Raw genomic sequence first — 12,707 nt, 5'->3', positions numbered from 1 at the left:
TCGCGTTCTGTGAAAACCACTGGTCCCCACGGCACTCGCGCGGGAGACTGGCTGAGTGAATCACGAGAGTCCCGCGACGACCACACCCGCTGTCGACCCGCCTCCGGCACCTGCCACGAGGCTGGTCGACCTGGGCCCTGGCGATGCCGAGCGCATCATGGCCCTGGAGCACCTCGTCTGGTTTGAGGTGGCGCCCGGGGTCAGCACGGAGGAGGCCCTGGCCGAGCTGGACTTTGAGCGCACTCGAGGCGCCGAGCTCGTCACGCCGACACCACGCGTGGGTGCCTCTGCCGGCACCCCCGCCCCATTGGCCGGGATGTATGCCTCGTGGGCGATGGCGGTCACCGCCCCGGGCCCCCACGGATCGCTGGTCCGGCTCCCGATGAATGGCCTCACCTGGGTCGGTGTCCACCCTGACCAGCGCCGTCGCGGCGTCCTGCGCCAGATGATGACCGCACACCTGCACACCGCCCACGACGAGGGCGAGGCCGTCGCCGGGTTGCAGGCAGCAGAGGTCGGGATCTACGGACGATTCGGCTACGGGGCAGCCTCCCTGGACGTCACACTCACCCTCGGACGAGGGGCCAGCCTGGACGCGGGCGCCGCACTGGCGAGCGCTGCTGACCAGGTCACCACGCACATCGTCCCGGCCGGCACCCCCGAGGCGATGAAGGTGATCCAGCGAGCCCACCTGCGCGCTGCCGAGCACACCCTCGGCGCCGTCACCCGGACGGATGCGATGGCTGCGGTGTGGTTCCGTGACTTCCCCGTGGCGCGCGGCAGCAAGGAGCCGATGCAGGTCCTGTTTGCCACGCGTGGCGAGGACGTCTGCGGCTACGCCCTGTTCCGACGGTCCCCCAAGTGGGAGCACGGGGTGCCCGGTGGCGAGGTGACGGTGCGCGAGATGGGAGCCACGGACACCGCCGCCCTGCTGGCCCTGGCCCGTCGCGTCGTCGACTTCGACCTCACCGGCACGGTCACCCTCGACGGACGGGGAATCGATGACCCACTGCTCTGGTGGGCTGGTGGTCCCCGCTCGGCAGGGTTGCGTGCCGGGGACTCGCTGTGGGTGCGGCTGGTCGACGTCGACAAGGCGATGACTGCTCGTGGCTACAGCACAGCCGTCGATCTGGTCCTCGACGTCCTCGATCCCGTGTGCCCCTGGAACCAGCGCCGCTGGCGACTCACGGCCGGCGCCGACGGTGTCGGTCGCTGTCTGCCCACGGACGATGCGCCCGACGTGCGCCTACCGGTCGCCGCGCTCGGGGCGGCCTACCTCGGCTCGCGTCCCATCGCAGGCCAGGCTGCGGCAGGCACGGTGACCGAGCTGCGACCCGGCGCCGCCGCCGAGCTGTCCCGGGCGATGCGCGCCGACGTCGAGCCCGTCGCGGCCATCGGCTTCTGAGGGTCAGCGTCGCCGAGCAGGCCAGGGCGGTCGTCCCGGACCCGACACCCTGTGGGCAGCGGAACCACACCCGGACGGCCAGCGTCGATAGATTGTGAGCCTCCGGTCGCCCGTGCGCCCGGAGTCAGGCATCCGGCAGGGGGTCGGTGCCAGGGAGGAATTGCCGTATGTCGATCCGCCAGCGTGCCATCATCGGAGGCGCCGCGACGTTAGGCGTCGTCGGGACCAGTCTGGGGCTGTTCCTCAGCCAGGCTCCCGAACACGGCGCCACCGCGCTCCAGATCGAGGACACCGCCGGGATCCTCTATGCCCCGGACCTGGAGGCTGCGGTCGACGAAATGAGTTTTTACGAACCGACCGACGTGGCGGTCTTCACCCACCGCGGTGGGTCCGAGGCGCTCATAGACGACTACGCACTGAACGACGCGGCGCTGGAGCATGCCAAGACGACCCGGCCCGACTGGCTCAGCGACAACGAGCAGAAGTGGGCCGACGACCTCTTCATCCTCGGGGTGGACCCTGAGGGACGGCTGGTCGGCACCTATTTTGGGGAGAACCGCAAGGTCTCGCAGGACGCCCAGGACGACATTCAGGAGGCCATGAAGGACGACTTTCGCAGGGGGCACTGGACCGAGGGTTCGATCGCTGGCGTCGAGGCCGCCGCCGGGCAGATGAACCGGCCTTTCGCGCGCTCGGGCGGGGGCATGTTCGTGGGTGGCGCGGTGTCGCTGGCCACGCTGACGGGAGCTGGCGGCTACCTCTTTGCGGGGACGAGGCGGCGCAACAAGAGCAGGGCCGCCCGTGCTGCCGGTGATAGGGCGATGGCCAACGTGGTCCGCGACTATGACGAGACGCAGGTGCACGCCAATCTGATCCCTGAGCAGTCCCGCTACGGCGGGGCCATGCTTGAACGTTATGCGGACTACACGGCCGCCTTCCGGGAGCTGACCGAGCTGGGCAACCAGGCCCGCTCGATCCCGGAGACCAGTTATGACAGCAGCGACTCCCTGTCGACGCTGACGAGATATCAGCACGCTGGGGAGGAGCTGGACACGCTCGACGACGTCATCGCGGACACCGCCGCCCTACTCAACCTGGACCGAGCCTGGCCGCAGGCCTGGGAGCGTCAGATCGCCTCCCTGCGCCAGGACCTCCACGGCGTGGACCCCCTCCTGTCCGCCACCCTCGACGAGGAGGTGCGGGGCCTCGACGTCGCCCAGCCGCTGCGCGAGTTCGCCTCCCAGTCCCTCGTGGACCTGGATCAGCTGCGCGGGGACCTGGACACCGGAGCGACCACACCGGACGATGCGCTGGACGCCGTGCGCACGATGCGTGACACGTTGAGCGGGCACCTGGACACGTTGGCTGGCGCGGTGGCCCGTGCCTACAGCGATGACGAGTCCGAGCAGGAGACGATGCAGGACGCGCTGCGCCGGGAGCGGGTCCGGTCCGAGCCCACGATCCTGAGCACCACGGACCACATGTGGACCTGGATCACCATCGACTCGTTCCACTCCGGCTACACGACCGGCACCCAGCAGGTCCAGGCGTCCCGTTCCTCGTCCTCCAGCGGCTCCACCTCCGGCTACAGCAGCGGGGGCAGCTTCAGCGGCGCGGGCAGCTCGTCACGCTTCTGACCGGCATGCGGTCAGCACACGATGGCGTCGGTCCGCGATGGAGTCGGTCCGGCGGTCGGTGGCGGCTACCGTAGTCAGGTGTCCACCCGTGCCCGGAGCCTCGCTGACGACCTGCGCGGACGCTCCCCCGAGGAGCTCGCCGCGCTGCTCGTGGCGCGACCCGACCTCGCGCGCCCGACCCCGGCTGACCTGACTACACTGGCCGCCCGCGCAACGACCCGCTCCAGCGTGCAGCGAGCCCTCGACGGACTCGACCTGGCGCTGCTCCAGACCCTCGAGGTGGTGTGCGTCCTGGGCGCTGCCCAGCTCGGTGACATCGCGGCAGCACTGGGCGAGGCCCGACGGTCCCCGCGGGTCACCGAGCTCATCGACCAGCTGTGCGACCTCGCCCTGTGCTGGCGCAGCCCCGAGGGATACCGCGCTGCCCGCACCGTGCAGGAGGTGATCGGCGCCCCGGCCGGCCTGGGGCCCGACAGTGAGGACGCACCGACCGGCGAGCCGCTCACCCAGGCGCTCCAGGGGCTCGGCCCCCGGGCCCGCGCCATCCTGGACGCCCTGACCTGGGGACCCCCGGTCGGGGTGCTGCCCGCCGGCGGCAGCGGCGACCACGCCATGCGCGAGGCTGGCGAGCAGCTCCTCCAGCGACACCTGCTGCACCCCACGGACGAGAGTCATGTGCTGCTCCCCCGGCAGGTGGCCCTGCACCTGCGCGAGGGGCAGGTGCACCGGCAGCCAGAGCTCGAACCACCGGTGCCGGACGACCCCGCCCTCGACACCGACCTCGTCGACGCCACGGCGGGCGGACGGGCAGCACAGTTGCTGGAGCAGGCCGGCGAGCTCCTGGACGAGTGGGGCACCCGACCGGCACGGGTCCTGCGGACCGGCGGCCTCGCGGTGCGCGACCTGGCCCGGGTCGCCACCCTGCTGGAGACGACCACCGCTGAGGCGGCCTGGCTGGTGGAGGTGCTGCACGCCGCCGGGCTGCTGGGCGCCGACACCTCCCCGGACCCCGCCTGGATGCCGACGGGCGACGCCGACGACTGGGCCGAGCTGCCCGCCGGGCAGCGGTGGGCGGTTCTCGCCAACGCCTGGCACCGGATGGTGGCAGCCCCCTCCCTCGTGGGCTCCGCCGACGGCAGCGGCAAGGTCAACGCCCTGAGCACCCAGACCTCCTGGCCCTTTGGCCGCCAGCGCCGTCAGGACGTGCTCGCTGCCCTCGCCTCCCTGCCGCCAGGCACGGCACCGGCCGCCGACTTCCTCGGCGACCTGCTGCGGTGGCGCCACCCGATCCGGATGACCCGCTCTGCCGACCCTGGCGTCCAAGTCGTGCTGCGCGAGGCCGACTGGGCCGGCCTCACCGGGCGCGGCGCCCTGTCCACGGCCGCCCACGGCATACTCACCGGGGACCCGGCGGCCGCCGGTCAGCAGATGGACGCCCACATCCCCGAGGCTGTCGAGCACGTCCTGGTCCAGGCCGACCTGACGGCCGTCGCCCCCGGCCGGCTGGACGGTCCGGCCCGCTCGGTGATGCGCCTGCTAGGCGAGGTGGAGTCGCGCGGGGGCGCCACCGTGCACCGCATCACCGAGGCCGGCATCCGACGCGCGCTGGACCTGGGCTGGTCAGCAGACCGAGTCCTGAGCGAGGTGTCCTCGATCAGCCGGACCGGAGTGCCTCAGCCGTTGGAGTACCTGGTCCGCGATGTGGCCCGCCGGCACGGTGTGGCCCGGGTCGGGTCGGTCGGGTCCTATGTGCGCTCCGATGACGCCGCCCTGCTCGACCGGGTGCTCGCCGACCGCGGCGTCGCCCTGCTGCAGTTGCGCCGGATCGCCCCGACGGTGCTGGTCAGCCCGGTGCCGGCCACGACCGTGCTCGACGTGCTGCGGGAGGGGCAGTACGGCCCCGTCGCCGAAGGCACGGACGGTGGGATGACGCTGGTGTCCCTGCAGGACCACCGGGCTCCGCGACGGTCGACCACTCCCACCCGGGTGAGCACGGTGGATGCGGAGACCGCCAGACGCATCGTCGAGGTGATGGTCGGTGCCGAGTCCACCCGCCCCCGCGGCGGCAACGGCCTGCCCGCAGCCACCGACCCCGTGGTCACCTCGGCGCTGCTGCGTGAGGCGGCGGCCGAGCGGCTCCCGGTCTGGATCGGCTATGCCGACGAGGTGGGTGGCATCCAGCGTCTGCTGCTGCGTCCCACCGCCGTCGAGCAGGGGCGGGTGCGGGGCACCGTCGCCGACCAGGACGCACCCCGCACCTTCCTGCTGCACCGGATCTCCGGCGTCGCCGCCGCCGACTGACGCCCTTCCACGGTCCTCGGGGACGGCATCAATCTGGTCCAACAGCGTGTGGCTGGCGTGCGCCAGGGCTCCTGACGGCATACGGTCAACCAGGCTCCACCCACCGGACGGAAGACGAGCGTGAGCACACCATCCGCAACGGACCGCACCGAGCTCCAACGCACCTTGAAACCGCAGTGGGTCTGGGCCATCGCCCTCGGCTCAGCCATCGGGTGGGGGGCCTTCGTGCTGCCCACCGACTGGCTGGCCACCGCCGGCCCCCTCGGCACCATCATCGGGCTGCTGATCGGCGGGGCGCTGATGTGCCTGATCGCGGTGAGCTATGGCTTCCTGATCCGCACCTTCCCCGTCTCCGGGGGTGAGTACGCCTATGCCTACACCGCGTTCGGGCGGCTCAACGCCTACATCTGCGGGTGGTTCCTGACGCTGGGCTACATGTCGATCGTGGCCCTCAACGCCTCCGCCTTCGCGCTGATCTTCCGCCGGATGGTGCCCTGGGTGGTGGAGTGGGTGCCGTTGTGGGAGGTGGCGGGCTGGCAGGTCTACCTCGGGGAGGTCGTCGTGGCCAGCCTGGCGCTGCTGCTCTTCGCAGTGCTCAACGTCAGAGGTGCCACGCTGTCCGGCCGGATGCAGTTCATCTTCTGCATCGTCATGCTCGCGGCGGTCGGCTTCCTGCTGATCGGTGCCCTGCTGCACCCGGACACCCCGCTGTCCAACCTCAGCCCCGCCTTCCCGTCCGGCACCGGCGCCGTCCCCGCGATCCTGGCGATCGTCGCGATCGCCCCGTGGGCCTATGTCGGCTTCGACAACGTCCCGCAGGCCGCCGAGGAGTTCGACTTCCCACCGAGCAAGGCCTTCGGTCTGATCATCATGGCGATCGTGGTGGCGGCCGGCATCTATGTCGCGATGGTGCTGACCACCGCCATCGCCTTCCCGTGGCCCGAGCTGGTCGCCGGCGAGACTGCCTGGGGCACCGCGGATGCCGCGTCCTCACTATTTGGCAATGTCGGTCTGCTGGTCCTGGCCATCGGGCTGTGCATGGGGGTGTTCACCGGCCTCAACGGCTTCTTCGTGTCCGCGAGCCGGCTGCTGTTCGCGATGGGCCGGGCGCACACCATCCCGCCGGCCTTCGCCCGGCTCCACACGACGACCGGCACCCCTGCCCTGGCGATCTGGTTTGTCACCGCCCTGTGCCTCATCGCCCCGTGGTTCGGGCGCGAGGCGCTGGTCTGGGTGGTCGACATGAGCTCGGTCGGGGTGACCATCGCCTACACCTACACCTGTTGTGCGGCCTTCCGGATGTTCCGTTGGTCCGACTCACCCGCCCGCCCAGGGGACCCTGAGGGTGTGCGATCGAGCTTGAAGAAGGTGATGAGCGGCCTCGGCACGATCACCGGAGTCGGCTTCTTCCTGCTGCTGATGACTCCCGGCTCCCCGGCTCAGCTGGGCACCCCGTCGCTCATCGCGCTAGGTGTCTGGATCGCGCTGGGCGTGGTCTTCTACCTGATGCACCGCTCCAGCCAGCAGGAGCTGTCCGACGAGGAGATGGACCACCTGGTGCTCGGTGAGCACCGGGTCACCGCCGACTGATCAGCCCAGCTCGGCCAACGCTTCGGCCGCGGCCCGGGTGAGCGCTGCGCGCAGGGCCCGGTGTCCGTCCCGCGGCACCGGCACCTCCAGCACCCGGATCCCGGTGCCGCGGCGGGACAGTGCCTGGCGGAGGGCACCTGGGGTCTCGACCCGCTGGCATCCCACGCCGTATGCCGACGCGAGCGCTGCCAGGTCGGCCCCGGTCGGGGTGGCGAAGACCCGGCCGAAGTCCGCGGCCCGGTCTGGTTCGCCATACTCCAGCGTGGTGAAGATCCCGCCGCCGTCGTCGTTGACGACCACGATGGTCAGGTCCGGACGCGGCTCGTCAGGGCCGATGAGCAGGCCGTTGACGTCGTGCAGGAAGGTCAGGTCACCCATCAGGGCTGTGACACTCCGCTGTGGGGAGGCCAGGGCGACCCCGACGGCGGTGGCCGTGGTGCCGTCGATGCCGGCCAGCCCACGGTTGCCGGTCACCAGCAGGAAGCGGCCGGTCAGCCCGGCCCGATCAATGTCGCGGGCCGCGTTGGACGAGCCGAGCACGACGATGTCGTCGTCGAGCACGGACTCGAGCAGCGTCCGGGCCACCGCGGGACCCGAGGGCCAGGAGTCGGTGAGGAGGGGCAGGGCCACTGTCGTCACCGCCTCACCGGCACGCTGCCAGAGGCGGGCCCACTCGGTGTCCTGACCGGCGAGCGACCGCTGCGTCAGCGCCGACCAGCAGTGGACCCGGTCCACGACGTGCGAGGGATCGGACCAGGTGCCAGTCGGGGTGACCGCCTCGACCTGGGTCCCGGTGCGGCGCAGCAGGGCACCGGTCTCCCGGTTGAGGGTGAACCGCCCGACGACGAGCACCCGCTGCGGCGCGTGGCTGTCGAGCCAGTCGGTGGCCGTCAGCAGCAGTGACCCGTGCGGCAGCACCGTGCTGCGGTCACCGGCGCCGAACGGCTCGGCCACGACCGGCCACCCCTGCTCGACCGCGACGGCGAGCGCCTGCTCGGCCAGCACGGGGTCGGGCAGGTCGCCGAGGACCATCAGGGTCGCAGGACCTGGCTCGGCGGTGATCCCCTCAGGACCGGCTGCACCCTCTTCACGCCCCGGCACGGCCGTCCACGCGGACCCGTCGGAGCGCCCAGCCAGCTCCGGTGGGAGCTCGCTGGGAGCCGGCAGCTCAGGTGCCAGCGGGTCCCGGAAGGCCACGTTGAGGTGTACCGGTCCCGGTTCGCCACCGAGGGCACCGGTCGCGGCTGCCCAGGCACGGTCTGCGATCGTGCGCCAGGCCGGGTGCGGGGTGGACGAAACCTGCCCGAAATTGCGCGAGGAACGTGCAAAACCTCCCCAAGAATGGGTGAGGTCGTGCTGCCACCGGACGGAGCCGGCGAAGATCCCCGGCTGCACCGTCGTCTGGTTGGCGCCGGTGCCGCGCAGCTCATCCGGCCGGTCGGCGCTGAGCACGATCAGCGGCACCTGCCCGTGGTGTGCCTCCAGCACCGCCGGGTGCAGGTTGGCCACGGCCGTCCCCGAGGTCGTGATCACCACGGCCGGACGCCGGCTGACCTTGGCCAGCCCCAGGGCCAGGAAGCCGGCAGACCGCTCGTCGACCCGGACGTGCAGACGCAGGCGACCGGCGCGCTCGGCTGCCAGCACGGCATACGCCAGCGGCGCGGAGCGGGAGCCCGGGGCCAGGACGACCTCGCGCACCCCGCACCGCACGAGCTCGTCGACCAGCACGGTGGCCAGAGCGGTCGAGGGGTTCACCGGGCGCTCCGTGCCGGTGCCGCGGTCGAGGCAGCCATGGCGCGGATCAGAAGATCCGGACCCGGTCCTGCGGCGCGAGCCACATCCCGTCGCCCTCCTGCACCCCGAAGGCCTCGTGGAAGGCATCGGTGTTGCGCGGCAGGTTGGCCCGCAGGTCCGAGGGGGCGTGCGGGTCGATCGCGAGCAGCCGCTTCGCCTCCTCCGGACGTGCCTTGCCCTGCCAGATCTGCGCATAGCCGAGGAAGAACCGCTGGTCGCCGGTCCACCCGTCGATCTCGGGAGCGTCGCCGCCGGTCGCCAGGCGGTAGGCCTCCAGCGACACCGCCAGACCGCACAGGTCCCCGATGTTCTCGCCGACCGTGAGGCCACCGTTGACCTTTGCCCCGGGGGCGCTGCGGGACTCCAGCTGGTCGAACTGGGCGATGAGCTGTTGGGCACGGGTGTCGAAGGCGGCTCGGTCCGCCTCGGTCCACCAGTCGGTCAGCGAGCCGTCCCCGGCATAGCGCGAGCCCTGGTCGTCAAAGCCGTGCCCGACCTCGTGCGCGATCACTGCGCCGATGCCGCCGTAGTTGACCGCGTCGTCGGCCTCGACGTCGAAGAAGGGCGGCTGCAGGATCGCTGCCGGGAAGACGATCTCGTTGAGCATCGGGTGGTAGTAGGCGTTGACCGTCTGCGGCGTCATCTGCCACTCCTCGCGGTCGATCGGACCACCGATCCGCGCCGTCTGGTAGTCGGTGTCCGCAGCGTTGCCCCGTCGCACATTGCCCAGCAGGTCACCGGCCTGGACCGCGTATGCCGAGTAGTCCCGCCAGCGGGTGGGGTGCCCGATCTTGGGGCGGAAGGCGGCCAGCTTCTCCAGCGCCTTGTGGCGGGTCTCCTCCCCCATCCACTCCAGCGTCGAGATGCGGTCGCGGAAGGCGGCGAGCAGGTGCTCGACCAGCTCGCCCATGCGCTGTCCCGCCTCCGGGGGATAGTGCCGCTCGACATAGAGCTTGCCGACCTCCTCACCGATCAGCTCCTCGACCAGGGCGACCCCCCGGCGCCAGCGGTCCCGGTTCTGCGGGGTGCCGGTCAGCGTGCGGCCGTGGAAGTCGAAGGCGGCCTCGACGAAGTCGTCGGTGAGGTAGCGGGCACTGCTGTCCAGCAGTCGGACTGCGAGCCAGGCACGCCAGTCGGCCACCGCCACCTCGCTCAGTGCCTGAGCGGCGGCGGCGAGGAAGTCGGGCTGGCGCGCGATGACGTGGTCCAGCGCGCCCTCGGGCAGGCTCAGCCCCTCGGCGAAGGCGACCCAGTCGAAACCGGGCGTGGCCTCGGTGAGTTCGGCCTGCGACCAGCGGGTGTAGGACTTCACCGCGTCACGTGCGGCCACCCGGTCCCAGTGCCCGGCGGCGATGCGGGTCTCCAGGTCGAAGACCCGCTGGGCCGCCCCGTCGCCCAGGTCCAGACCGGCCTCAGTGAGCGCGGGCGCGGCGAGCGTCAGCAGTGTCTCGAGGTAGGCGACGTAGGCAGTGCGCGCCTCGGAGTGCTCCTCGTCGGTGTAGTAGGCCTCGTCGGGCAGCCCGATACCACCCTGGTGCAGATAGGCGATGTACTCCTCGGGGTTGCCGGCGTCTGCGGTCACGAACAGGTAGACCAGCGAGTCCACGCCCCCGCGCTGCAGCCGTGCGGACTCCCGCACCAGGTCGGAGGGCTCCTGCACAGCGGCGACCGCGCGCAGGTCCTCCACGAGGGGGGCGGTCCCCAGCTCGGCGATCCGATCGACATCCATGAACGAGGCATACAGGTCACCGACCTGACGCTCGGCGCTGCCCGGCGCCGCATCGGCGGCGGCCGCCGCGCTCTCCTCGATCAGTTCCCGGACGTCGGCCTCAGCGTTCTCCCGCAGGATGTCGAACGCGCCGTAGCGGCCCTTGTCCTGTGGGATCTCGGTGCTGGCCAGCCAACCACCGTTGACGTGCTCGAAGAGGTCGTCCTGCACGCGAACATCGGGGTTCATAAACTCCCGGCGGACTCCGGACTTCATGGGCGAGGGCTCCTTCGGATCGGTGACTGGGACCACCGTAAGCGTTCCGGGCCGCGCCCCGAACTCTGGCCTTGCTCAGCCCGTGCCCTGCCTCGGGCCGACCGGTGATCCGCTGGCCGGGCGGATCGTGCGGCTCGAGGTGACCGTCCCGGCTGATGCGGAAGGTGTGTGCACGCGGTCCTCGTCGACCCCGCGGCACACGAGCTCGGAGGGCGCAGGCGGGGAAACAGGTCTGGTCGCACTGGCCGCAGGACGTCCGGACGACTACGGTCAAGACACACGCCGGCCGTGACCGGCACCACCGAGGGAGAGGCGATCGCGTGAGTATTGCTGGCGGCTTGTTCAACTCCAACACCAAGGATGAAAAGGGCGGCGACACCAAGACCACGGCGGATGGCGACGCGACGGCCACCACCGAGGAGCCGGTGGACCTCACCACGTCCATCCCCGGATTTGACGACGCTGACGAGGGCTTGGTCATCGAGACCGGTGGCCAGTTCCGGGACGTCGAGGGTGACCTCGACCGGCTCGACAACGAGGACGTGGAGGGCATCAGTGACGGCGGCTCCGGCGACGACCTGGCCTTTGACGTGGACTCCACCTCCTGCGACATCAGGCTCGACCCCGAGTCCTGAGGGAGCTGACAGGCACCGCACGCGGTCAGGCGCCGGCGAGTGCCTTGACCACGCGCGAGGGTGAGGGACGCCCGAGTTGCTGCGCCATCCACACGCTGGTCTCCACGAGCGCATCGAGATCTGCACCGTGCTCGATGCCCAGTCCGTCGAGGGCCCAGACCAGGTCCTCGGTGGCCAGGTTGCCAGTGGCTGACTTGGCGTAGGGGCACCCGCCCAGACCGCCCGTGCTGGCATCGACCACCCGCACGCCGTGCGCGAGCGCCGTCATCGTGTTGGACAGCGCCTGCCCGTAGGTGTCGTGGAAGTGCACCCCGACCTGGTCCGCGCCGATGCCCGCGCCCTCCAGCGCTTCCAGCAACCGGCTCACATGTCCAGGGGTGCCCACCCCGATCGTGTCCCCGATCGAGAGCTGGTCGCAGCCCAGGTCCATCAGGCGCGCGCACACGTCGACGACCTGCTCGACCGGGACCGGACCCTCCCAGGGGTCACCGAAACACATCGAGACGTAGCCGCGCACCCAGGCGCCAGCATCCAGCGCCCCACGCACGACCGGCTCAAACATCGCCAGCGACTCGGCCACGGACCTGTTGAGATTCTTGCGGGCGAACGTCTCGGTGGCACTGCCGAAGACCGCGATGGCCTTGACGCCCTTGTCCAGGGCGCGGTCCAGGCCGCGCTCGTTGGGGACCAGCACGGGGCGCGCCTGCCCCGCCGCGACCGGTCCCAGCAGGTCCAGGAGCTCCTCGGCGTCACCGAGCTGCGGCACCCACGCGGCCGGGACGAAGGAGGTCAGCTCGATTGTCTGCAGGCCGGCGTCCACGAGGCGCCGGACGAACTCGGCCTTGACCTCAACGGGCACGACGGACTTCTCGTTCTGCAGCCCATCGCGCGGGCCGACCTCGTAGATCGTGATCCGGTCTGGCAGTCCGGTGGCCGGCTCGGTCATCGGCAACGTCCTGGTCGTCATGGCACCATCCTCTCAGGAGCTGGCCGCAGACACGGGAGACAGTCGTGCGGGCGCCTGAGACCTCAACCTCCCGGACGGACGACTCACCGCCGGCGATCTGGCCGCCACAAGCGCCAGAAGACACAGCCGCGTTAAGCCGGACTACACACTTCCGGAAATCTTCGACTCACGCGACAAAGACTGCACACAATTGACGACGCTAAATCATACTCCCCCAGAACAGAACCGAAAACGTCTCACACTCTGCTGCGGTTTCTGGGGCGATGGGTACTATCCCAGCCATGCGGACAAAGCGGTTGATGGGGTGGCTAGCAGGCGGTGTCGTCACACTGGTTGTGTTGCACCTACTCCTGCACGGCTTCAGCGCGTGGTTCGACAGGATGCCAATAGCAGT

The 12,707-nt window shown here is 70.8% G+C and carries 8 protein-coding genes; 5 read left to right on the top strand and 3 right to left on the bottom strand.

Annotated features, from left to right (window positions below; translation table 11 throughout):
- Window positions 1-55: 55 nt before the first annotated feature.
- From FNH13_RS04595 to FNH13_RS04580, 4 genes are all read left to right on the top strand, one after another.
- The gene (locus FNH13_RS04595) at window positions 56-1,405 is read left to right on the top strand and encodes a GNAT family N-acetyltransferase (protein WP_143782388.1); all 1,350 of its coding nucleotides are present in this window, start codon (window positions 56-58) and stop codon (window positions 1,403-1,405) included.
- A gap of 167 nt (window positions 1,406-1,572) precedes the next feature.
- Window positions 1,573-3,042 carry a DUF5129 domain-containing protein gene (locus FNH13_RS04590; RefSeq protein ID WP_143782387.1) on the top strand — a complete coding sequence of 490 codons (1,470 nt, stop codon included), beginning with the start codon at window positions 1,573-1,575 and terminating at the stop codon, window positions 3,040-3,042.
- A gap of 78 nt (window positions 3,043-3,120) precedes the next feature.
- A complete protein-coding gene (locus FNH13_RS04585) occupies window positions 3,121-5,343 on the top strand; it encodes a helicase-associated domain-containing protein (protein WP_143782386.1) in 2,223 nt (740 codons plus the stop codon).
- A 120-nt stretch (window positions 5,344-5,463) separates the two neighbouring features.
- A complete protein-coding gene (locus FNH13_RS04580) occupies window positions 5,464-6,933 on the top strand; it encodes an APC family permease (RefSeq protein ID WP_143782385.1) in 1,470 nt (489 codons plus the stop codon).
- Here the strand turns inward: FNH13_RS04580 and menD are convergent, their stop codons facing one another.
- Together menD and FNH13_RS04570 are read right to left on the bottom strand one after the other, a co-directional pair.
- A complete protein-coding gene (gene menD / locus FNH13_RS04575) occupies window positions 6,934-8,688 on the bottom strand; it encodes a 2-succinyl-5-enolpyruvyl-6-hydroxy-3-cyclohexene-1-carboxylic-acid synthase (RefSeq protein ID WP_143782384.1) in 1,755 nt (584 codons plus the stop codon).
- Between the two features lie 46 nt (window positions 8,689-8,734).
- Entirely contained in the window at window positions 8,735-10,711 is a 1,977-nt protein-coding gene (locus FNH13_RS04570) for a M13 family metallopeptidase (protein WP_143782383.1), read from the bottom strand.
- A 320-nt stretch (window positions 10,712-11,031) separates the two neighbouring features.
- Between FNH13_RS04570 and FNH13_RS04565 the strand changes: the two genes are divergently transcribed.
- The gene (locus FNH13_RS04565; protein ID WP_143782382.1) at window positions 11,032-11,346 is read left to right on the top strand and encodes a hypothetical protein; all 315 of its coding nucleotides are present in this window, start codon (window positions 11,032-11,034) and stop codon (window positions 11,344-11,346) included.
- Window positions 11,347-11,371: 25 nt separating this feature from the next.
- Here FNH13_RS04565 and FNH13_RS04560 read toward each other — a convergent pair whose 3' ends face one another.
- Entirely contained in the window at window positions 11,372-12,313 is a 942-nt protein-coding gene (locus tag FNH13_RS04560; protein WP_143782381.1) for a hydroxymethylglutaryl-CoA lyase, read from the bottom strand.
- Window positions 12,314-12,707: the final 394 nt, after the last annotated feature.

This window comes from Ornithinimicrobium ciconiae, from assembly GCF_007197575.1.
Taxonomy (GTDB): Bacteria; Actinomycetota; Actinomycetes; order Actinomycetales; family Dermatophilaceae; genus Ornithinicoccus; species Ornithinicoccus ciconiae.
The sequence above is the reverse complement of the archived record's forward strand: the minus strand, read 5'-3'. Positions and strand labels throughout refer to the sequence as shown.